Source organism: Lactonifactor longoviformis, from assembly GCF_042848515.1.
In the GTDB taxonomy this organism is placed as follows: domain Bacteria; phylum Bacillota; class Clostridia; order Lachnospirales; family Lachnospiraceae; genus Lactonifactor; species Lactonifactor longoviformis.
In genome coordinates this window covers 376,320-398,528 of the sequence record NZ_AP031453.1, presented here as the reverse complement: position 1 = coordinate 398,528, position 22,209 = coordinate 376,320, and the positions used below count along the sequence as shown (strand labels likewise).

At 45.9% G+C, this 22,209-nt stretch carries 22 protein-coding genes and 1 other annotated feature; of the genes, 3 read left to right on the top strand and 19 right to left on the bottom strand.

The genetic code is table 11. From position 1 onward, the window contains the following. Positions 1-134 precede the first annotated feature (134 nt). Positions 135-1,664 (top strand): CdaR family transcriptional regulator, encoded by a 1,530-nt coding sequence (locus ACGHCT_RS01730; RefSeq protein WP_256280909.1) that lies wholly within the window; start codon positions 135-137, stop codon positions 1,662-1,664. Positions 1,665-1,731: 67 nt separating this feature from the next. Here ACGHCT_RS01730 and rplL read toward each other — a convergent pair whose 3' ends face one another. The 13 genes from rplL to ACGHCT_RS01665 form a co-directional block, all read right to left on the bottom strand. After that, on the bottom strand, positions 1,732-2,109 hold the full coding sequence (gene rplL, locus ACGHCT_RS01725) for a 50S ribosomal protein L7/L12 (protein WP_072850226.1): 378 nt from the start codon (positions 2,107-2,109) through the stop codon (positions 1,732-1,734). A gap of 32 nt (positions 2,110-2,141) precedes the next feature. Further along, complete coding sequence (gene rplJ, locus ACGHCT_RS01720) at positions 2,142-2,636, bottom strand: 50S ribosomal protein L10 (RefSeq protein ID WP_072850224.1); 495 nt, start codon at positions 2,634-2,636, stop codon at positions 2,142-2,144. Positions 2,637-2,688: 52 nt separating this feature from the next. Beyond that, positions 2,689-2,831: a sequence feature (ribosomal protein L10 leader region), on the bottom strand. A gap of 66 nt (positions 2,832-2,897) precedes the next feature. Continuing rightward, positions 2,898-3,590, bottom strand: coding sequence for a 50S ribosomal protein L1 (rplA, locus tag ACGHCT_RS01715; protein ID WP_154257125.1), 693 nt, complete (start codon positions 3,588-3,590; stop codon positions 2,898-2,900). A gap of 125 nt (positions 3,591-3,715) precedes the next feature. Beyond that, positions 3,716-4,141 carry a 50S ribosomal protein L11 gene (gene rplK / locus ACGHCT_RS01710; protein ID WP_072850220.1) on the bottom strand — a complete coding sequence of 142 codons (426 nt, stop codon included), beginning with the start codon at positions 4,139-4,141 and terminating at the stop codon, positions 3,716-3,718. 75 nt (positions 4,142-4,216) lie between these two features. Further along, positions 4,217-4,732 (bottom strand): transcription termination/antitermination protein NusG, encoded by a 516-nt coding sequence (gene nusG, locus ACGHCT_RS01705; RefSeq protein ID WP_072850219.1) that lies wholly within the window; start codon positions 4,730-4,732, stop codon positions 4,217-4,219. A gap of 16 nt (positions 4,733-4,748) precedes the next feature. Beyond that, entirely contained in the window at positions 4,749-4,955 is a 207-nt protein-coding gene (secE, locus tag ACGHCT_RS01700; RefSeq protein ID WP_072850218.1) for a preprotein translocase subunit SecE, read from the bottom strand. A 23-nt stretch (positions 4,956-4,978) separates the two neighbouring features. After that, positions 4,979-5,143: a 50S ribosomal protein L33 gene (gene rpmG / locus ACGHCT_RS01695; protein ID WP_072850217.1), complete on the bottom strand. Its 165-nt coding sequence runs from the start codon at positions 5,141-5,143 to the stop codon at positions 4,979-4,981. Between the two features lie 221 nt (positions 5,144-5,364). After that, complete coding sequence (locus ACGHCT_RS01690) at positions 5,365-5,970, bottom strand: hypothetical protein (RefSeq protein ID WP_256280911.1); 606 nt, start codon at positions 5,968-5,970, stop codon at positions 5,365-5,367. After that, positions 5,930-7,303: an ABC transporter permease gene (locus tag ACGHCT_RS01685; protein ID WP_256280912.1), complete on the bottom strand. Its 1,374-nt coding sequence runs from the start codon at positions 7,301-7,303 to the stop codon at positions 5,930-5,932. Before ACGHCT_RS01685 ends, ACGHCT_RS01690 begins: the two co-directional genes overlap by 41 nt. Continuing rightward, the gene (locus tag ACGHCT_RS01680) at positions 7,300-8,178 is read right to left on the bottom strand and encodes an ABC transporter ATP-binding protein (protein ID WP_256280913.1); all 879 of its coding nucleotides are present in this window, start codon (positions 8,176-8,178) and stop codon (positions 7,300-7,302) included. Before ACGHCT_RS01680 ends, ACGHCT_RS01685 begins: the two co-directional genes overlap by 4 nt. A gap of 85 nt (positions 8,179-8,263) precedes the next feature. Beyond that, positions 8,264-9,487 carry a HAMP domain-containing sensor histidine kinase gene (locus ACGHCT_RS01675; RefSeq protein ID WP_256280914.1) on the bottom strand — a complete coding sequence of 408 codons (1,224 nt, stop codon included), beginning with the start codon at positions 9,485-9,487 and terminating at the stop codon, positions 8,264-8,266. Continuing rightward, positions 9,475-10,170 carry a response regulator transcription factor gene (locus ACGHCT_RS01670; protein WP_226902377.1) on the bottom strand — a complete coding sequence of 232 codons (696 nt, stop codon included), beginning with the start codon at positions 10,168-10,170 and terminating at the stop codon, positions 9,475-9,477. Before ACGHCT_RS01670 ends, ACGHCT_RS01675 begins: the two co-directional genes overlap by 13 nt. Positions 10,171-10,317: 147 nt before the next feature. Continuing rightward, complete coding sequence (locus ACGHCT_RS01665) at positions 10,318-12,576, bottom strand: glycogen/starch/alpha-glucan phosphorylase (protein WP_256280915.1); 2,259 nt, start codon at positions 12,574-12,576, stop codon at positions 10,318-10,320. 157 nt (positions 12,577-12,733) lie between these two features. Here ACGHCT_RS01665 and ACGHCT_RS01660 point away from each other — a divergent pair, with 157 nt between their 5' ends. Beyond that, a complete protein-coding gene (locus tag ACGHCT_RS01660) occupies positions 12,734-13,609 on the top strand; it encodes an AraC family transcriptional regulator (RefSeq protein WP_154257139.1) in 876 nt (291 codons plus the stop codon). Between the two features lie 48 nt (positions 13,610-13,657). On the opposite strand, the gene ACGHCT_RS01655 is transcribed toward ACGHCT_RS01660, so the two are convergent. The 6 genes from ACGHCT_RS01655 to ACGHCT_RS01630 form a co-directional block, all read right to left on the bottom strand. Further along, positions 13,658-14,689 carry a LacI family DNA-binding transcriptional regulator gene (locus tag ACGHCT_RS01655; protein WP_154257141.1) on the bottom strand — a complete coding sequence of 344 codons (1,032 nt, stop codon included), beginning with the start codon at positions 14,687-14,689 and terminating at the stop codon, positions 13,658-13,660. A gap of 28 nt (positions 14,690-14,717) precedes the next feature. After that, complete coding sequence (gene malQ / locus ACGHCT_RS01650; RefSeq protein WP_256280916.1) at positions 14,718-16,205, bottom strand: 4-alpha-glucanotransferase; 1,488 nt, start codon at positions 16,203-16,205, stop codon at positions 14,718-14,720. Positions 16,206-16,216: 11 nt separating this feature from the next. Next, positions 16,217-17,056, bottom strand: a complete 840-nt coding sequence (locus ACGHCT_RS01645; RefSeq protein WP_256280918.1) for a carbohydrate ABC transporter permease — start codon at positions 17,054-17,056, stop codon at positions 16,217-16,219. After that, the gene (locus ACGHCT_RS01640; RefSeq protein ID WP_154257147.1) at positions 17,056-17,898 is read right to left on the bottom strand and encodes a carbohydrate ABC transporter permease; all 843 of its coding nucleotides are present in this window, start codon (positions 17,896-17,898) and stop codon (positions 17,056-17,058) included. Before ACGHCT_RS01640 ends, ACGHCT_RS01645 begins: the two co-directional genes overlap by 1 nt. Positions 17,899-17,954: 56 nt before the next feature. Then, a complete protein-coding gene (locus ACGHCT_RS01635) occupies positions 17,955-19,286 on the bottom strand; it encodes an ABC transporter substrate-binding protein (RefSeq protein ID WP_154257149.1) in 1,332 nt (443 codons plus the stop codon). 196 nt (positions 19,287-19,482) lie between these two features. Further along, positions 19,483-21,162, bottom strand: coding sequence for an alpha-glucosidase (locus tag ACGHCT_RS01630; protein WP_226902383.1), 1,680 nt, complete (start codon positions 21,160-21,162; stop codon positions 19,483-19,485). 127 nt (positions 21,163-21,289) lie between these two features. On the opposite strand from ACGHCT_RS01630, the gene ACGHCT_RS01625 reads away from it, so the two are divergent. Further along, entirely contained in the window at positions 21,290-22,153 is an 864-nt protein-coding gene (locus tag ACGHCT_RS01625; RefSeq protein WP_390437845.1) for an AraC family transcriptional regulator, read from the top strand. The last annotated feature ends 56 nt before the right edge of the window (positions 22,154-22,209 follow it).

Here is a 22,209-nt window from a genome sequence, read left to right as displayed (position 1 = left end):
AGCACTTCTCTTTCTTATGAATTCAATATTATCACCACAAATGCTATTTGTACACCCCGCACACTATTGACAGTTTTGCTCTTTTTCCCTACAATTAGTAGTGTATAGTTTATAACTTTTGATAGGAGATGTATATGAAGCTAAACATAATGGTTATTTATGAGGCACTTTCCCGCAACTATACGCTCTGTTTTGTCACCTGTGTCGACACAAACTTTGCATACAGCAGACCGCGCCTGTATACGCCCGGAGCTAGTCTTGTGGAAAATGAGATATATGTTGCCAGAAGCAGTGATCTTCCTCCTCTGTCAGAAAACCAGAGTCCATCAAACATCTGTATTGTGGCAATTGGTAAACCTCCCGCCGAATATACGAAGCTGTCTCTAAACATTATATGGATAGAAACTGTCCAACATATCTCTTCTGTTTTTAATGAACTGCAGGAAGTGTATAATATTTATGACAACTATGAAAGCAGTTTAAATCAGGGGCTTCTGGAGCAATTAGGCTTCCAGACAGTAATTACCGTGTTCGAAAATATATTTAGGAATCCTGTGGCAATAGTAGATATGAACTTTCATTACCTGGCCAAAAGTCCTGAATTGGGAAACACCCCCGAGACAGCCGAATTAATGGCAGATAAAGACGGAAATATGCCATTGGATGTTGTCAATTCCGTGAAGTTCGACCCTATATTTAATGCTGTATCAGAATACAAAGAAGCCTTTTTATATGTAAATGATATTACAACCTCGCACAATCTTTGCCTCAACATCTGGCACCGGGAAAGTCAGGTGGCGAGAGTGTTGATTTTTGAAGTCAACACTCCTTTTTTAGAAGGACACTATTATCTCATGAATGCGCTTCGCCCTTATGTACATTTATATTATGAGCAATTTATCTTCAGCAATGTATCTCAGCCCTTATCTCTAAGACATACCTTAATGCAAATACTGGACGGACACCAAGTATCCTCTTATATTTTGGAACAGACCTTAAAAAATCACGGATGGGAAATGGAGGATACTTTTGTTCTCTATTATGTTCAATTAAGTGAAGATGACAGAAGGAGCAAAACCTCTGCCTTTATATGTAAAAACTTGATGACAGAGTTTTCATTTTGTACCGCTTTTGAATACAAGGATAATATTGTATTACTCATAAACCAGACGAGGGCAGGTCAGGATATAGAATTTGTTGAAAGCCGTCTGATCTATATTTTTCGGGAGAGCATATTAAAGACCGGAAAAAGCCGCAGATTTTCCGGTCTTTTCAGCATATCCGAATATTACCGCCAGGCAGTTGCAGCACTGCGTCTTGGGCATCGGTTTCAACCCACTATCTGGCATCATACGTTTGAAGAATATGCTTTCCTGTATCTTTTAATCGAATGCAAAAATCTAGCATCCCCCGGCACCTTATACGCCGACGGTCTATTGAAACTACGGGAATATGACAGAGATAATCATACATCATACAACGAAACCTTAAAGGCGTATCTGTACCACCATTTCAACACTACCCATGCGGCCGCCTCTCTATATATCCACAGAACCACGTTTATCGAACGTATGGGGCGAATTAAAAAGATTATTAATTTTAACCTGGATGATTACGATACCTGTCTTCACCTTATGATTTCTTATCGTCTGGAAGACCTGTAAGCAGGCACAAAAAAACTCCCCCACACATCCGCAAATGGACATCTGGGGGAGTAACTATATTTAAAAATTATTTCAGAGTAATCTTAGCGCCTTCGCCTTCCAGCTTAGCTTTCAGATCTTCTGCTTCTGCCTTAGATGCAGCTTCTTTGATTACCTTAGGAGCTCCGTCTACTAATTCTTTTGCTTCTTTTAAGCCTAAGCCAGTAGCTTCACGAACAACTTTGATAACCTTAACTTTGTTTGGTCCAACTTCTGTTAATTCTACGTCGAACTCATCTTTTTCTTCTGCTGCTTCAGCTGCGCCTGCACCTGCTGCTGCTACAACAACACCTGCTGCTGCAGATACACCAAATTCTTCTTCACATGCTTTTACTAAATCATTTAATTCTAATACGGATAACTCTTTGATAGCTTCAATAAATTCAGCTGTTGTTAATTTTGCCATTTTATTTACCTCCAATAATTTAATTTTATAGTTTAGTTTGCTGCTTCTTTAGATTCTGCAATCTGGCTGATAACACGAGCAAAGTTTGCGATAGGTGACTGGATGCTTCCAAGCAGTTTTCCGAGAAGTTCTTCTCTTGACGGGATAGCTGCAAGTGCTTCCACACCGGCTTTGTCGTAATATGCGTCTTCTACGACGCCTGCTACTAATTCCAGCTTGGGAGCTGTCTTAGCGAACTTTGCGAGGATTCTGGCGGGAGCTGTTGCATCGTCCTTGCTCACTGCAAGAGCGTTGGTTCCTTCCAGATGTTTGCATAATGCTTCACAAGATGTTCCCTGGAATGCAAAGTTCATCATTGTGTTTTTGTATACTTTGTATACAACACCAGCTTCTCTTAATTCCCTACGCAGTTTTGTGTCCTGTTCAACTGTCAGTCCGCTGTAGTTTACTAATACGATACCCTGGGCATCGGCAATAGTGGCAGCGATCTCTTCTACGACTGGTTTTTTCAGTTCTACTTTTGCCATGAATTGGTGCACCTCCTTATAAATTTTAGTGTACCGCCGTCGGATTTTCCATTATAGCAATGAAAAAGCCCTCTTTATCCGAGGACAAAGAGGGCACATTGATTCTTATCTAAAAGAAAAAATCATTCCTCGGCAGGCGGTTTCATCCTTATGCCATACGGCACCTGCTGTCTTCGGCAGTGATATATGAGATTTCATATAATCCTTTGGTATTGTATCAAAAGCCGGACAGGCTGTCAATACATTTTTGTTGCAAATCTATTATACTAACTTAACAGGGTTGATCTTAACGCCAGGTCCCATAGTCGGAGCGATGGTAACACTCTTTAAGAAGGTTCCTTTTAATGCGCTAGGTTTCGCCTTGTTAATAGCATCCATAAGCGTCTGGAAGTTGTCCGCTAACTGCTCCTCTGTGAAAGAAGCTTTTCCGATTGGCACGTGAATGATGTTTGTTTTATCAAGACGATACTCAATCTTACCAGCTTTGATATCATTAACAGCTTTGGTAACGTCCATTGTAACTGTTCCTGCTTTGGGGTTTGGCATCAGGCCTTTCGGACCCAGGACACGTCCCAGACGTCCTACAACACCCATCATGTCAGGAGTAGCTACTACAACGTCAAAGTCCAGCCATCCTTCGTTCTGAATCTTGGGAATCAACTCATCCCCTCCAACGAATTCAGCCCCTGCCGCCTTTGCTTCCTCTGCCTTTGCATCTTTAGCAAATACTAATACGCGAACCTTTTTGCCGGTTCCGTGAGGAAGAACTACAGCACCACGGATCTGCTGATCTGCGTGACGTCCGTCACAGCCTGTTCTGATATGAGCTTCGATTGTCTCGTCAAACTTAGCTACCGCTGTTTTCTTTACTACTGCAACAGCTTCAGCTGGATCATATAATTTGAAGCGTTCCACTGCTTTGGCAGCTTCTACATATTTCTTACCATGTTTCATCTTAAATAACCTCCTAGTGGTAATTGCGGGAATTTCCCTCCCACGTGTCGTAATTATACGGTATCATCTCTCAGTTATTCCTCTCATGCACGAAGCATGAATCAATGAGGCCGGAGATGGGTATCTTAATCTTCTACAGTGATTCCCATGCTGCGGGCAGTACCTGCAACCATGCTCATCGCTGCTTCCAGAGATCCTGCATTTAAGTCCGGCATCTTTGTCTCTGCAATTTCCTGAAGCTTAGCTTTAGAAATTGTAGCAACCTTTGTCTTGTTAGGAACACCGGAACCAGATTTAATATTGCAGGCTTTCTTCAATAAAACTGCAGCCGGCGGAGTCTTTGTGATAAAGCTGAAGCTTCTGTCTGCATAAACAGTGATGACTACAGGGATTACTACATCGCCCTTGTCAGCAGTCCTAGCATTGAATTCTTTTGTAAACTGTACAATGTTTACACCATGCTGACCCAGTGCAGGACCAACCGGTGGTGCTGGTGTTGCCTTTCCAGCAGGAATCTGTAATTTAATATAGCCTTGAACTTTCTTTGCCATTTTGGCACCTCCTAATGTGGTAATGTCGGGGATTTCCCTCCCACGAGCTATCCGTCAGGACAGCCCTTCCTTTTGTTACATTTTTTTGACTTCTGCGAAACTAATTTCTACCGGCGTCTCGCGGCCGAAGAGCTCAACATTGATGGTAACAATCTGCTTTCCTTCATTGATACTCTGAATCACTCCGGTAGTATCCTTCCATACGCCTCCGGTGACAACCACGCTGTCCCCTTCTGCAAAGTCTACCTGGAGATCTGCTTCATGAATACCAAGAGGCTTCATCTCTTCTTCTGTAAGCGGCACTGGCTTGGAACCCGGTCCTACAAATCCGGTCACACCTCTGGTGTTTCTTACAACGTACCAGGTGTCATCGTTCATAACCATGTTCAGCAGCACATATCCGGGAAACATCTTTTTCTGGACCTGTTTTTTTACGCCGTTTTTAAGTTCTACAACGTCCTGCATGGGAACACGGACTTCCAGGATCTGATCTTCCAGATGTCTGTTTTCAATTGTCTTTTCAATGTTGGCTTTTACTTTGTTCTCATACCCTGAATAGGTATGGACAACGTACCAATTTGCTTCTGACATATAATCACCCTTGTCCTTACCTGATTAAGAAATTGATTCCCTCTAAGACCGCGCTGTCAAGAACTGCAATGATAGCACCCAGGAGCACAGTAATCACCACAACGGCAACCGTCTGCTTTCCCAATGTCTTTTTGTCAGGCCAGATAATTTTCTTGAATTCGGTTTGGAGTCCCGCAAACCAGCTCTTTTTCTGAGCTTTCTCTTTCTTTACTTCTTCTGCCATGGTTTCACCTCTCGCGGACCGGATTATTTGGTCTCTTTGTGCATTGTGTGGGTCTTACAGAATTTGCAGTACTTTTTGGTCTCCATTCTCTCCGGATGATTTTTCTTTTCTTTTGTCATGTTGTAATTACGTTGTTTACATTCCGTACATGCCAATGTGATCTTTACGCGCACGACTTCCACCTCCATGTGTTCAATATCGCTGGTAGTTCACGTTCTACCAAGTTACAACGGACTTTTTTTCCGCCTGCTGCGGTTACCATACCCGCAATTTTAGGCATAAAAAAAAGACCTACTTCCATGTCGCTTGTCTACTATATCACATATTTTCTCCTGCGTCAAGCAGCGGCGGCAACTTTTACCGCGAAAGTATCTTGCAGAACAGTGCGCAGACAACAGCAAAAATTGATTTACTTTTGATATCTGATTCTAATTATGCTTAAAATCAGGCACACCCCTGAGATACAGAGCAGCACAGGCTTTTGACCCACAACCTGGGCTGTCATACTATTGAGAAAAAAAGGGCCCATCTTATCAGGGCCCCCGAACAGATTGGCCAGGTAATATCCCAGGGAGACCAGATATCCAGCTATGTAATTTCGGGATATGACAGCGCCCAGCAGACCGAAGCTTCCCAGGGCCGCCGCGGTGCAAAAAGTCCCGGCAGTATAGGCCCAGTATGGAAACTCACAGTGACCGGCCCTGAGTAATGCCCCAAAGGCCAGAATACAGAGGTAAACGGCTGCGCCTGCCATGCAAATCCGCTGCCCCAAAGTCTTCCAGTGTGCTTTGGGCCGGGCCGCTACCATTTCAAAAATCTCCCTTTCCTGCTCCGGTGCCGCCAGTGCAGGAAACAGAAGCAGACCCGTCAGGGCCACATATTTTTCCAGACAGTCAGCACTGTATTGAGCATCCAGATACGTGACCCCGTGCAGAAACGGGATCAATACAAACAGACCAGCTGTCAAAAGTAATTTATTTGCGATGCAAAGTCTGAAATTTATTCTCCAATACATAGTTTCTCTCTCCATTTCTTCTTTTTCTGCTATAAACTGCTGCAGTCAATCCAACGAATAATGCGGCTATTCCCACCAGAAAAAGACGGTTATACCAAATGATTTTGAGATTTTCCTCAATCAGTTCATATCCTCCCAGCATATTATGACGTATATTCAAAGTGAAGAGGGAATACTCACCGCTTAAGCTGGCTGTATTCTGCAGGGCCAGAAAAAATACAGCGCTCTGCGCAAAGACTGCTGCAGGCGTACCGGTAAGCACGGTCAGAAACATACTCACCGCTGAGACTGCCAGGAGGGTGGGAAGGAGCCATGCGCCAATATACTTGCAGAAGCCCAGATAGTCCACAGCAATCTGCATTTTTCTCCCATAATCCGCCAGGGGAAGAAGACTCTCCAGGGTCAGAACAAGTACCGGGATCAGCATCATAATGATACACGCTCCGTAACGGGCCCCTATAAGTTTCCAGCTGCCCGCCCTTCTCACAGCTATCAGCTCCCCCATCTGATTTTTTTTATCCTTGAGGAACAGTCCTGACACCACAAACGCAGGAAGTATCCCCAGCATAATCCCCATATAGTCACAGTAAAGGCGGCCGAATGCACCGGTAATCCCATCCTTCTCTGTCAGGTTCCCATACCGCTTTGCAGCCTCTTCATATGAAACCTCCGCACGCCCGTAATATGCTTTTAAAAGATTCAGGCTATAGTTGGAATCCTTTCCTATCATATGTTCCATATCTCCGGCGATCTCCAGAAAGCGGGCAAAGCTAACCCGGGACACAAAGGTCTCAGCGGCACCATTCCCTTGGTTTTGCTCTGTTTCTATTATAAATCTTCCGCCATCTTCCCTGATAGTATAGGGACTGTCCCCATCCCCTCCGGAAGCAGGTATTTCCGCATAGACTGGGTTCGCAGGAAAATAGCCCGGGGGCATGTTCTCTACTTCCTCCGGCGTGCAGCCTGTAATTTCTCTGATGTATCCCGCAACCTTCTCCTGTTCCCCGCTGCCTAAGGATTTTTCTTTATAATACCCCAGGGGATAGCAGGCATAGAGGTTGCTCTCATACTCCCGTACCATGGTTTGTACGGCCCCGGCCATTACCTTCTCCTGGGCTTTCTTATCCGTCTCCAAATCCGCCGGTTTCTCCCCATAATAGGACTCGCCTTCCCGGGGCTGATGCAGAAAGCTTCCCTCCCTGGAGCTGCTGCCTATCTCTTGCCTGGTAACTCCCTGAAACTGCGTCTTCCAGTTTATTATTAATATAAGAACAAATCCCCAAAAAAGGATGCTTTTGCTGAGTTTTCTGCATTCCTTGAGCAATAGCCTCATTCCAGGCCCTCCTTTCCCTGGCTGCGTATCAAAACCATGTAGCCGTTCTCCACACTCCCCCGGCAGCATTCTGCTTTCGGGTCAGGTGCTTTCCCGGCAAGTATCTTCAGGCGGAGACTTTTCCCCAGCATCTGTGTCTCCAGCACTTCACAGTTTTGTCTCCACGTCTCTTCTTTCTCCACAGGCACCTCCAGCTGCCATACCTTCCCGTCTGCCTTTTCGGATAGTTCCCGGCAGCTGCCCTGGAATAAGAACCTGCCCTGGTCAAGCACAGCCGCCTGTCCGCAGGCGGCCTCTACATCCCCGGGAATATGCGTGGACAGTAGTACAATTCTGTCTCTGGCAGACTCTGCCAAAAGGCTGCGGAAGCGGATGCGCTCTTCGGGGTCCAGACCTGCCGTTGGCTCATCTACGATCAAAAATCCCGGATCTGTCAGCAAAGCCTGGGCGATGCCCAGACGTCTCTTCATCCCTCCGGAAAGCTGTCTTACTTTCTTAGCCGCCTGTTCCTCCAGATTTACCTGTTCCAGCAAAGATTTTATCCGTGGTCTGTAAGCAGACCGGGGGAGTTCCGAAAGAACTGCCAGATATTCCAGAACCTCTGTCACACGCATCTCTGGGTATACAGAGAATTCCTGGGGAAGATAACCGATTCGTCTGCGGAATTCCTTAACATCCCTTATGGGGCTTCCGTCCACCCGAATCTCCCCGGCATCTGGTTTCAATATAGAGGCTAGGATCCGCATCAGCGTCGTCTTTCCTGCCCCGTTCTTCCCCAGGAGCCCGTACATTCCGGGCTCCAGCCTCCAATTCAGCCCCTTTAGCACCTGCTTTTTCCCGTACCATTTTTCTATCTCCTGCATCTCAATACGCATAAAAAATACTCTCCTTTCCGCCGTCTGCAGCAGCTTAAGGAGAGTATAACGAACCCTGGTCAAAAGTCTGTCAATTTTCTAAATATTACATAGCAGGCAGTTTATGGGAAACTGCACAAAATACAGCTGTCACAGCCGCTCCGCCCTCGGATCTGTTCTCCAGTGTCAAAGAGCCTTGATGAGCCTGGCACAGAACCTTACTGACATACAGTCCCATCCCCACATGTCCCTGTTCTCCCTCTTTCTCCCTGGAATAGAAAGGAAGGCAGGCGTCGGCAGCCTCCTGTTCCCTGAAGCCGGGACCGTCGTCCTCCACCTTTACGGCGCACGCCTGCCCTTCCTCCGCCCCGGTAACGGTAACCGTCACTTCCCGGGAGGCAAACCGCAGACCGTTTGCCGTAAGATTTTCAATCACACGCCTCATCAGAGTGGGATCCCCAAACAGGCAAAAGTCCCTTTCCGGAGGTATAAGCTTCAGGCTCTTTCCCGCCCGTTCAGCCAGAAGCTCCAAATCCTTTTCCATCCCCTTAACCCAGTCCTGAACCTGTAGTTTCCCGGGACTTAGGCGCACCTCCTCCAGACACATCAGATCCCGCATAGAATTCACATAGGATTCCATACGCTCGGATGCCGTCCGGATCATAACCGCATATTTCTCTGCCTTAGGGAAAGACAGCTCCCCTTTCCCTGCGCTTTTTTCCAGATACTCCGCCGCTCCCTGAATGATCGTTATGGGAGTGCGCAGATCATGGGCAATTGAGGCATTTACTTCTTTCCTCTCTTCCAGGATCCTCCACATCTTCTTTTCGTTTTCCTCCAGAGCGCTTCTCATCCCTTCAAAAGCCTGACAGAGCTGTCCCAGCTCATCCCCGGAAGAATAAGAAACCGTAAAATCCAGGTTATTCTCTGCGATTTTCTGTGTGCCGCCGGACAGAAGAGTCATAGGTTCTTTCAATTTCCTGCGGTAAAACAGACAGGCGGCTGCGGCGACCCCACCGATGCTGTAAATAACCGGGAATATAATATTTCCTGCGCCTGCCGCCTCATATAAAAGCTTCTTTCCTCCCTGTAAGTCTTCGAATTCATACTCACTGGGATTTACTTTCACCTCCCCGTGCGTCTCCCCTATTTCCAGGGTGTACCCCTGAATCAAGAGTCCTCTCCCCCTCTCCAGACGGCCCTGCAGCGCCCGCAGACCTGACAGGGTCAGGACCGTCAGCAGGACAACCAGGAGTATCATAGTTCCCATAAGGAGCATAAGGCTTTTCCGAATCGGCATGTTCTTAAATGCTTCTTTCACTTTTCCCATGTATATCCCACTCCCCATACAGTTTTAATCGGGTCCTCTATTTTCCCTGCCGACAGCTTCTGGCGTATCTTTCGGATATGCTCTTTGATTACCTGACTGTCGCCCTTTCCGTCAAATCCCCGCACGCTCTCATAAATACGCTCTTTATCAAAAATCTGGCCCGGGTGAAGGGAAAGCAGTTCTATGATCTCAAACTCTGTTTTTGAGAACTCTATCTCATAATCAGCCCCATAAATGAGGTGCTTATCATAGTCAATCACAAGGTTCTCCTGAATGCGGCAGCCGGCCCCCAATGCACAGGTATCCCGGCTGCGCTCTTCCCGGATGAGATGTGTCTTTACCTTCTGGGCAAGCACGTCCAAATGAAACGGCTTCATAATATAGTCATCCCCGCCCATGCGAAGCCCTTGTATCTGATCCTGATCCGTCCCCCTGGCAGTGAGAAAAAGAATCGGGCTCTGGTAAAATCTGCGGATCTGTCTGCAGAACGTCAACCCATCGGTTCCCGGCATGTTGATATCCAGCAATACCAAGTCAGGCTTCCTGCCAAGAGCATGCATTGCCTCCTCCGCATTTTGGGCCGTCAGTACCCGGTAGCCCTCCTCAGAAAAAAAATCAGACAGAAGTTCCCTTATCATCTCCTCGTCGTCTACGATTAGGATACAGTATTGTCTCTGATACACGCCTGCTCCCTCCTTCCTCTCCCTACTATACCACAGAAATGTCAATTTTCCGTCAATCCGCAATCCCCGCAGTTTCATTCAGCCTGAGGCTGCGCCAGACTTACGGCCCAAAAAGCTCCGCCCCCCGGTTTGAGGGGCGAAGCCCGATTAAAGCTTCCAGATATCCCTGTTGTACTCACTGATAGTTCTGTCAGAGGAAAAGTATCCTGCCTTTGCAATATTCACAAGCATTTTCTCTGCCCATGCTTCTCTGTCCTCATAATCCCTGTATATCCGCTCTTTTGTTTCAATATAGTCTCTCAGATCCAAAAGCGTCATAAACCAGTCCTTTTGAATCAGCTCTGCATGAATGCGGAGAAGATGGTATGGATCCCCTGTCCGCATCATCTCGGGGCTGATAATAAAGTTCAAAAGCTCACGGATCAGCGGGTCATTGATGTAGTACTCCGCTGCCCTATAGTCGGATTTCTCGTAGTGTCCGATAACCTGCCGGCTGGATTCCCCGAAAATATAGATATTTTCATCCCCCACCAGTTCGTGGATCTCTACATTTGCGCCGTCCTCCGTCCCAACGGTCACTGCCCCGTTAAGCATAAACTTCATGTTGCCGGTACCTGAGGCTTCCTTAGAGGCAAGGGAAATCTGTTCCGAGATGTCACAGGCCGGGATCAGTTTTTCTGCCATAGATACATTATAGTTTTCTACCATTACCACCTTCAGATATGGACTTACCTGGGGATCCCGGTCAATGATCTCCTGAAGGCATAAAATCACATGGATAATATCCTTGGCAATGGTATAGGCAGGCGCTGCCTTTGCCCCGAAGATCACGGAAATAGGCGTTTGAGGAAGGTTTCCTTTTTTAATCTCCAGATATTTGTAGATTACATACAGCACATTCATCTGCTGGCGCTTATACTCGTGAAGGCGCTTGATCTGTATATCATAGATACTGTTTTCATCCAGCTGTACGCCTAACGTCTTTGCCAGATAGGATTTCAGATCCTTTTTATTCTCAGCTTTAATCTCCAGAAGCCGGTTTTGCACCTCACGGTCGTCTTTCAGGGACAACAGCTTCTCCAGCACGGCGGCGTCTTTTTTATATCCTGTCCCTATTAGGGTATCCAGAAACTCCGTCAGTCTTGGATTACAGTGAAGCAGCCATCTCCGGAACGTAATTCCGTTTGTCTTATTGTTAAATTTCTCCGGATATATCTTATAGAATGCCTTCAGCTCTACGTTTTTAAGTATCTCCGTGTGGAGGGCAGCCACTCCATTTACGCTGAATCCATAATGCATATCCATTCTGGCCATGTGCACCCTGTTTTCCCCGTCAATGATCTGTACCTGGGGATCCTTGTAGGTATGCTCCACCTTCTCGGCCAGCATACGGATAATAGGCATCAGATGGGGGACAACCTCCTCCAGATAGGAAACCGGCCACTTCTCCAGCGCTTCCGCAAGAATGGTATGATTGGTATAGGCGCAGGTGCGGGATACAATCTCAATGGCTTCCTCCCCAGGGATTCCTCTGTCCATGAGAAGCCGAATCAATTCCGGAATCACCATAGAGGGATGGGTATCGTTAATCTGAATCACCGCGTGCTCGTACAGTCTGTGAAGATCATAGCCCTTCTCCTCACAGTCCTTCAAAATATACTGAGCGCCGTTGCTTACCATAAAATACTGCTGATAGATGCGGAGCAGTTCCCCGTCTTCGTCACTGTCATCCGGGTACAGGAACAAGGTCAGATTCCTGGGGATGTCTTTCTTATTAAAAGAGATTCCTTCCCCTACAATACTGTCATCCACGGTATCTACATCAAAAAGATGCAGTTTGTTTACACCGTTTTCATACCCAATGACATCAATGTCATAAAGCCTGGACTTTAAGGTAAAATCTTTAAACGGTACCTGGAACCCAATTCCGGTGTCTGTCAGCCAGCTCTTTTTTTCTATCCAGGGATTGGGCATCTCCTTCTGCTGGTTCTCCCGGAACACCTGACGAAACAGGCCCAGATGGTAATTCAGACCGATGCCGTCCCCACCCAGCCCCAGTGTGGCAATAGAATCTAAAAAGCAGGCAGCCAGTCTCCCAAGTCCTCCATTTCCCAGAGAAGGTTCCGGTTCAAACTCCTCAATTTCTCCGAGGCTCATTCCGGCATCCTCAAGATACCTCTTAACCTCATCATATACCCCCAGATTAATCAGGTTATTGCTGAGAAGCTTCCCAATCAGAAATTCTGCAGATATATAATATACCTTTTTCTCTCCTTTTTTTCCCTGCTGCACCTTTTCTGCAGCACAAGCCTTTACCGACTCAAGAAGGGCACAATACACCTCCTCCTTCGCTGCCTCTCTGATATCCTTTTTCAGTAATCCCTGAAATCTCTCTAAAAACTCCATCTCTTCACCTCATTTTCATAGTAGCACTTTTATGTTGCCGTTCACCCAGTTCTCAATAGCACTTTTATATATTATACGTTTATTATCCCCTGATTTCTTGCATTATTCCAGAAAAAAGTGATACAATACTATCATGTCATAGAAAAAGGAGCCGAACATGAAAGCCTTCGATTACGAATATTATCACGAAACCAAACCTCATGTGAATCCCCGCTTTCCTTATAATACCTATCTGTGTACCATTCCTCTGGACTTTACTAATATTTCTACTCACTGGCACGATGAACTAGAGCTCATAATTATAAAAAAGGGACAGGGCAGGACAGACGTGGATCTGATTTCCCATGAAGTACAGGCAGGTGATATCATACTGGTGCTTCCCGGACAGCTTCACTCTATATCTCAGCTTTGTGATCAGCATATGGAATATGAAAACATTCTTTTCGACACCCGGCTCCTCTACTCTCAGCACCCTGATATCTGCACCACAGAATATCTGCGGCCTTTTTTTGAAAGAAGGTACTTCGTCCCCTCCCACATTCACAGCGGATATCCTTATTACCCTGGCCTTTATGGATGTATCAAAGAGCTGGACGATATATGTTCCAGGCAGGAACCCTATTATGAGCTGTTTATAAAGAGTATCCTGTACCGCTTCTTTTTTCTTCTTTTTTCCGCCCAGCCCCGGCAGGAAGTCAGCTACGCAGGAGAGCAGAATATTCAGCGGATGAAGAAGGTCCTTACCTTTGTGGAGGAAAATTATATGCATTCTGTGTCCCTCTCAGATGCAGCCGGGTTTCTGAATTTCAGTCCGTCTCATTTTATGCGATTTTTCAAACAAAATATGGATATGACCTTTACCGAATACCTGAATGACTACCGTCTGTCCATCTCTGCCAAATATCTTTCGGAGACAGAGGAATCTATCCTGTGGGTTGCGGAGCAATGCGGATTCTCCAATTTATCTTATTTTAACCGCCTCTTCAAGAGAAAATTTAACATGACTCCCAGAGAATACCGCAGTGCCAGATAGCAGCAGAGACGCGGGGGACATCCCTCACGTCTCTGTCTCTTGTCTCACTTATCCAATTTTCCTTGTAGACTCCCGTTTCAGAAGTTCTCCCTCGAACTTCTTGTTGGGGGCTTTTTCCTCATGCCGGATCATATAGAAAAGATTTTTAATAGAACTTTCCGCGATCTCTTCCAGTGGCTGCCTTATAGTCGTGATAGACGGTTCATAATAGAAAGTCTCCGGCAGACCGTCAAACCCTGCAACAGAATAATCCTCAGGTATTTTTTTCCCCTTTTGAAATGCTGCCTTACAGGCTCCCACTGCTACCATATCAGAAATAGCGATAACCGCAGTAAAGTCTTTCTCACGCTCCATAAGCTGCTGCATCATCACATAACCGCTTTTCCTGGAATACACTTCGCAGTCCTTGGGGGTATAGACAATCAGGTCTTCATCTAAGGGGATTCCGTGTTGGGCGAGGGCGCTTTTATAGCCCTCCATACGCAGCTTGCCGATGCTTTCATCATCCTTTTGGGCGGACAAAAGGGCGATTCGCCTGTGCCCAAGGCCGATCAGGTAATCCGCAAGCCTTCTGCTCTCTTTCTTGTCATCCACAGATACAAATGAATACAGACCGTCTTCCACAGAATTATCCAGCTCCACGGTACTTACCACAAAGGGTACCTTAAGCTGCCTGAGTGCCTCGTCGCTGTGTTCTGAGAACCCTCCCAGGAATACAATCCCCATAAGTTTTTTTTCCTTAGCCAGCCCTATGGCAACCTCTATCTCATCCTGGTTGTTGTCAATATGCTGGAGGAAAAAATCAAATCGTTCATATTTTATCTCTTTTTCAAAGACTCGTATCATACTTGAGAAAAAAGGATTGTCTATAGCTTTCACTAAGATTGCTATGGTTTTGGATTCCGTTCGCTTCAGGTTTCGGGCACTGTTATTCGGAATGTAATTGTACTCCTTTATGATATTTAATATATGGTCCCTTGTCTCAGGATTAATATCCGGGTGGTTGTTAATAGCACGGGATACCGTACTTACGCCAACTCCGCAGAGCCTTGCAATATCCTTGATTGTGACTTCCTCCATGCCTGCTTCCTTTCCTCCTGCTCTATCATCAGCAGTTACACCTACCACTAATTATAGTTAATTTCCGTATTTTTTCAAGCAATTTTGGATCGGTTTGGCCTTTCTGCAGTCTCCATCTCCAGTTTCCTCCCACTGTGGAAGGCTGGTTCATACGGGCTCTGTTGTCTAACCCCAGATAGTCCTGCATGGGAATGATGCATATTTTAGCCACACTCATCATAGCCAGCCGGATAAAATCCCAGTGAATCTCTTTCAGGGGTGTCCGGCAGTTCCCCATGTATTCCCGGCAGTACTCCAGATCCTCCGGACAGAGATTCTGATACCAGCCGGTAATGGTCTCATTGTCATGGGTGCCTGTATACACTACACAATTAGAGGTATACGTATGGGGAAGATAATTGCTGGCCTCTCTGGAGTCAAAGGCAAATTCCAGTACCTTCATCCCTGGATATCCCGTATCCCGGACCAGATTCTCCACTCCCTCTGTAATAAATCCCAGATCCTCTGCAATGACCTGTATCTCTCCCAATTCCCTTTGTATGGCCTGAAAGAGTTCCAGGCCGGGGCCATCCTGCCACTGGCCATGCTCTGCAGTCTTATCCCCAAAAGGAATGGCATAATATTGGTCAAATCCCCGGAAGTGATCGATCCGCACCACATCATACCACTCACTGCAGCATCTCATCCTCCGGATCCACCACTCATATCCGGTCGCCCGGTGGCGGTCCCAGTCATAAAGGGGATTCCCCCACAGCTGTCCGGTGGCCGAAAAACCGTCCGGGGGACAGCCCGCTATGGCTGATGGCAGTCCGTCCGCCCCGAATTGGAACAACTCCCGGTCTGCCCAAACATCTGAGCTGTCCAGCGCCACATAGATGGGAATATCCCCAATGATCCGAACTCCCTGACGGTTGGCATAGCGTCTGAGCTGATTCCACTGTCTGTAAAATTCATATTGTACAAACTGATAGAAATAAATCTCCTCCCCCAGTTCCCTCCGACAGGTCTCCATCGTATCCGGATCTCTGTCCCGCAGTTCGCAGGGCCATTCCAACCAGCTGACATGATTCATTTTCTTCTTAATTGCCATATACAGAGCATAGTCTTCCAGCCACTCTCTCTGCTCGGCCAAAAAGTCCCGAAACTCTTGGCTTTCTCTCAGCCCGCTTCTTCGGCATGCCGTCCCCAGCAATGCATCTCTGCTTCTGTAAAGTTTCTCGTAATCCACGTATTGGGCATCTTCTCCAAAGTCCGCGGTTCTGCATTCTTCTTCTGTCAATAGTCCCTGCTGTATCAGTGCCTCTAAATCAATAAAATAAGGATTTCCTGCAAAAGTGGAAAAAGACTGATACGGTGAATCTCCGTAGCTGGTAGGTCCCAAAGGCAGAATCTGCCAGTATCTCTGCCCCGCCTCTCTTAAATTGTCAACAAACTCATATGCACTTTTTGAAAAACATCCAATGCCATATTCCGATGGCAGGCTGGAAACAGGCAGTAATATTCCACTTGATCGCATTTACAATTCTCCTAACCTTTTACTGCGCCAGCAACTACACCTTCAATGATATACTTCTGGCAGAATAAATAAAATATAATAATCGGTATAATAGACAGCACAAGCAGTGCCATCAAGGATCCATAGTCTTTCGCTCCGTAAGACCCCATCAGATACTGTACCACTACGGGAATGGTTTTATATTTTGTGGATACTCCTATCACCAGATATGGTAGCAGGTAGTCATTCCACACCCACATTGCATTTAATATTGCCACCGTAATGGCTGTTGGCTTCAAGATGGGAAATACAATCTGAAAGTAGGTCTGCAGCGGCGTACAGCCGTCGATCATAGCCGCCTCCTCAATATCCAGTGGTATGCTCTTCACAAAACCGCAAAACATAAACACCGACAGCCCTGCTCCGAATCCCAGATAAAGTACCACCATCCCCAGAGGATTATTAAGCTTTAAGGTATCTGCAAGCTTTGACATCGTAAACATAATCATCTGGAAGGGTACGATCATGGAAAATACAAAAGTATAGTATAAAACTGAGGAAAGCTTATTTTTTACCCTGGTGATGTACCATGCCGTCATAGAGGTAAATAAAACAATTGCAAGCACAGAGAACACTGTGATAAACGCCGAATACCCAAAGGCCTGGAAAAAACCGGTCTTACGGATTCCCTCTGTGTAATTGGTGATGCCCGCGAACAATTCTCCTCTTGGAAAGCTAAATGGATTCTCACTGATGTAAAGCTTTCCTTTAAAAGAGTTCATGAGCACAAAGAAGATAGGTGTGATAAAGGCAACTACCAGCACAATCAAAAGGCAAAGAATGCCTGTATCCGCCGCTTTTTGTTTTTTCATCAGCTTTCCACCTCCTTCTTTCTGGATAATACTACCTGTGAGATTCCAATGATAGCCACGATAACAAAGAATACTACCGCTTTTGCCTGGCCAACTCCCTCAAATCCCACCTTCCCGTAGAACGTATTATAGATATCCAGCGCCATCATAGTTGTCTTATTAGACGGCCCTCCGGCAGTGAGCGCCAGGTTCTGGTCAAACATCTTAAAGGAATTGGCAATTGTAAGGAACAGGCAGATGGTAATGGACGGCATTACCATGGGAATCTTAATTTTAATTAACGCCTGCCAGCTGGTGGCGCCGTCTATTTTCGCGGCTTCCATCAAATCGGGCGATATGTTCTGCAGTCCCGCAATGTAAATAATCATAATGTAGCCAATGAGCTGCCAGTTCATAAGAATTACCAGCCCCCAGAAACCATACTTGGCATCCATCAGCATAGTAACCTGATATTTGGCCAGCACACCGTTTATCATAGACTGCCAGATATAGCCCAGCACAATACCGCCGATAAGGTTTGGCATAAAGAATACGGTGCGGAATAAATTCGTCCCCCTGATTCCTCTGGTCAGGAGCAAGGCCAGAAGAAATCCAAACACATTTATGGAGATAACCGCTACCACTGCAAACCGGACGGTAAACCAAAGGGCATTGAGGAATTCTTTGTTGGTAAACGCCTTGATGTAATTATCGATTCCAACCCATTTTGCATTCGTTACTGTAGTGAAGTCGCAAAATGACAGGTATACACCCATAATAAAGGGAATCACAAAAGCAATAAAAAATGCAAGCAGAGTAGGAAGTACAAATATAGGAAAATATTTTTTCAGATTTTTATCCATTTCCTTCTCCTTATCCGGTAGTACCGGCGGACAGCCAAAGCTGCCCGCCCTGATATCTACTCCTGAACGGCTGCTTTCTCAGCCTTCCACTGTTCTTTTACTGTGTTTACAACATCGCTCCACTCCATGCTGCCCTGTGCATACTCTAAAAGGGCCGCTCCAAAGTTATCTTTAAAGGTCTGGCTGGGGAAGGTAGTAAATACCCACGGAATGGATTCTTTGCCGCTTTCCATGGAATCCAGCATAGATTTTGCAAGAGGATCCTGTGGTTTTTCTTCATCGTTAAAGGTAGTAAACGGCGCCACATTGCCCAGCTTATTGGTCATATAATCTTTCCCTGTGTCAGAATTAATCAGCCAATTCACAAAATCAACAGATGCCTTCTGGTTTGCCTCTGAGGTCTGGCTGTTAATGCTGAAGTAGTTCTCTGTACCGATGCAGAGGCCCTGATTTTCTTCTCCATCCAGGCCGGTATAGATAGGCATAAACTTAATGTTTTCTTCTTTGACTACATTCCCCTGAACCTCTCCAATCTGGCTCCATGCCCAGTTTCCGTTCTGTACCATAGCCACCTGGCCAAGGGCAAATTCTGCCATAGAATCATTCACACCCTTGCTGCCCAGCATGGTAGGCTCTGTGCTGGAATTGTTCAGATACAGGTCAAAGGTATTTTTAAAATTATCCGCGTAGGTAAAATCAATTTCCTTTAAGTCATCCACATCCTTATCCTTATATTCCGCGTACACGGGGATATTGGCAAGATGTGTCTGCCATCTCCACTCTTCTCCGGGCAGCAGGGAGGTGGAGGCGAACACGCCTTTTATTCCCAGGGCATCTTTTTTACTCTGCATGTCCTCAACAACCGCTTTCAGCTTATCAAAGCTTGTAATCTCATCCACAGAAGAAGCTGCTGCTCCTTCCATAGCAAAATATTTCTGCATAATCTCATCGTTGTAAATAATGCCGTAGCCTTCAATTGTATAGGGCACTCCGTATACCCCGCCGTCATCTCCTGTAATAGCCAGAGACGGATCGGTCAGAGCCTTATAGAATTCTGTGTCGCTCAGATCCGCACAGTAATCCTTCCAGGACTGGTATCCGATAGGTCCGTTAATCTGAAAGAGGGTAGGTGCATCTGACTTGGCGATCTCAGATTTCAGGGTTGACTCGTAATTTCCTCCCGCTGCAGTGACAACTTTTACCTTTACACCCGTTTCTTCCGTGTATTTCTGAGCAATCTCTTCCCAGATATCCGTTACCTCCGGTTTAAAGTTCAGGTAATATACGCTCCCCTCAGCAGATGACGCTCCCTTGTCCTCTCCGCACCCTGCCAATGTGACAGCAGTCATTGCCATACAGAGTGCTGCTGCTACCAGCTTCTTCTTCATGATAAATCCTCCTTTATTCTTTTAAATTATCGGTTATCCTTTCGCTCGTTCGGAAACGTTGTCGGTATCTTTACCGGTAACGTTTCCAATTGACGATTTTATAGTAGCACACTTTACAGTGTGCCGCAAGTTTTAAAAATAAATTCCATTATTTCTACAATTTAGCATGGTACTTTTTGTCTGTTTTATACAATACTTAACAGCTAATTTTATTCAGCAGAAGAACAACCGCCTGATATCCTTCCAGATACAGTCTCCCACCCTTCAGACTGAGGTCTCTGTAATTATTGAGGAGAACCTTTTCGCACTGGTCTGTCAGCATAAGCTCCTGTGATTCTTTCTGATAGTTTGCTATCACAGCAATTCTCTGCCTCTCACTCTCCCGGTAATAAGCAAAAATATTGTTGTGTTCCTCGTATGCCGGACGGAATGTTCCGTATACGAAGGTATCTTTATACTCCTCCTCTTTTCGCAGCCGGATTAGCTTTTTATAAAAAGAATAAACGGATCTCTCATCCCGTTGCTGGCTCTTAAGATTAATTTTTCTGTAATTACTGTTTACCATAAGCCAGGGAGTGCCGTCAGTGAATCCCGCATTTTTTTCACTGCTCCACTGAAAGGGAGTCCGGCAGTTATCCCTGCTGCGCAGATTTACAATTCTAAGGGCCTCTTCTTCGCTGTATCCCGCCTCCAGCGCTGCCTGATACTGATCCCTGGAAGCCACATCGTCTACCTGAGCAATATCCTGGAAAACAACATTTGTCATTCCTATCTCCTGGCCCTGATACAGAAAAGGAATGCCTCGCTGGAGAAGCTGTAAAACGGCAAGCATGGTTTTGCTTTCCTCACGGTCCGGTTCCTCCGCAAAGAAGGCGCTGGCACCTCTGGGTTCGTCATGATTTTCGATGATATTTGCCAGAAGACCTATCTCCCGGGTCCTTTCCTGGCTGTCAAAGATAATTTTTTTTATCTCCTCCGGACGCAGCTGATTCATCTCGTACCAGTTGTCTCCTGTACGTGCAGACTCAATGCTGAAATCAAACATGGTAGAAAAGTACCCGTCTTCTCCGATAAACTTTTCCAGTTCCTCCGGTTTATTGTCAAAGACTTCAGCCACTGTAAATGCATTGTAACGGTCAAATGTGTTCTCTCTCAATTCTGTGAGGAATTCCCCGATTCCCTGGGCCTCCTGCAGCATGCATCGGATACTGCAGGTACCATCCTCCCGATCCGCAGGATAATTTCTAAAGTGCAGTTCTTTTTTTATATTAATAATTGCGTCAATACGGAATCCTGCCAGGCCTTTCTCCAGCCACCAGTTAATCATCTCATACAGCTTTCTCCTCACAGCCGGGTTTTCCCAGTTCAAATCCGGCTGGGTCTCATGAAATGTGTGCAGATAATACAGATCCGTCCCCTCAATCCGGGACCACGCGCTGCCCCCGAAGTTCCCTCTCCAGTTGTTGGGAGGCATCCCGTCCTTTCCTCTTCGAATATAAAAATACCGCCCGTACTCTCCTTCCGGATCCTGCAGTGCCTTTTGAAACCATTCATGCTCGGAGGAACAATGATTGATAACCAAGTCCATCAGAATATAGAGTTCCCTTTTCCTGGCTTCACTCAGGAGCTCCTCCATGTCCTCAATGGTTCCAAAGACAGGGTCTATGTTATAATAATCAGAAATATCATATCCCTGATCCTTCATAGGAGAACAATATACCGGAGATATCCAGATAATATCTGCCCCCAGCTCCTTCAAGTAATCCAGTTTTTCTATGATTCCCCGCAGATCCCCAATTCCATCTCCATTAGTATCACAAAAGCTCTTTGGATAGATCTGATATGCTACTTTATCGTGCCACCATTTTTTCTCCATCTGTTTTCTCCTTGATTTTTATCAGATTTTTATTATACTGGAATTATATCTCACATAACTGCAGGATTCTTCTGTTTTTTCGCCTTTGGAATAACATTATTTTCACCACATAAAAGGGAGGGAGCCTATGGATTCAGTCTTTCAGGAAGTACAGCAGAGGGGGACTTTTCTCTTCCCTTTTCAGCACTATGAAATGAATAACGAGACAGGGCATTTGTTTGTCAGCGCCCATTGGCACAGGGAGATAGAGGTAATCTGCCAGATTCAGGGAACCACTATGCTCACAGTGGAAGGTACGGATTACAATCTATTGCCGGGGGATATCTGCTTTATTAACAGCGGACTGATTCACCAGTTTAAATCCGAGGATTCCCAATCCCTTTATTACGCTTATGTATTCCCTCTGGACTCCCTGGGATTCGCCCGGGAAGATTATAGCCAGGCTTTTTATCTAAAGCCCCTTATACAGGGAACCCTTTTGTTTCCCACAAGTATTCCCCGCCAGTCTGCATGCCGAAACAGTATCAGCAGCTGCATCCTCACGCTGATTGAAAAAAACAAACAGCAGTGCCCCGGATACCAGCTCTATACAAAAGCCATGCTTTATCAGATTATCAGCTGTCTGTACGAAGAACATATGCTGGTTCCCCAGCAGAAGACCGTGCAGTCCTCCGGCTTTGATAAGTCTATTCTTTCCTATCTGGAAGATCATTATTCTGAGAAACTATATCTGAATGAGATTGCCGGTTTCTTTCATATGTCCCCCAAATACTTCTGCAGATACTTTAAAAAGCATTTTGGGAAAACACTCATGGAATATATGAATTATCTGCGGATTGAAAAGGCATGCGGCATGCTGCTTTCCACACAGAAGCCAGTATTGGAAATCGCCCTTATGTCAGGCTTTTCTAACATCAGTTATTTTAACAAATGTTTTAAAAAATTAACGGGGATTACCCCTAAAGCATTCCGGGCAATGCACAGAAGCTGACAAAAGGAGAAGGACTGCTCCCTTTTTGGGGGACAGTCCTTCTCCTTTTCTTTTCC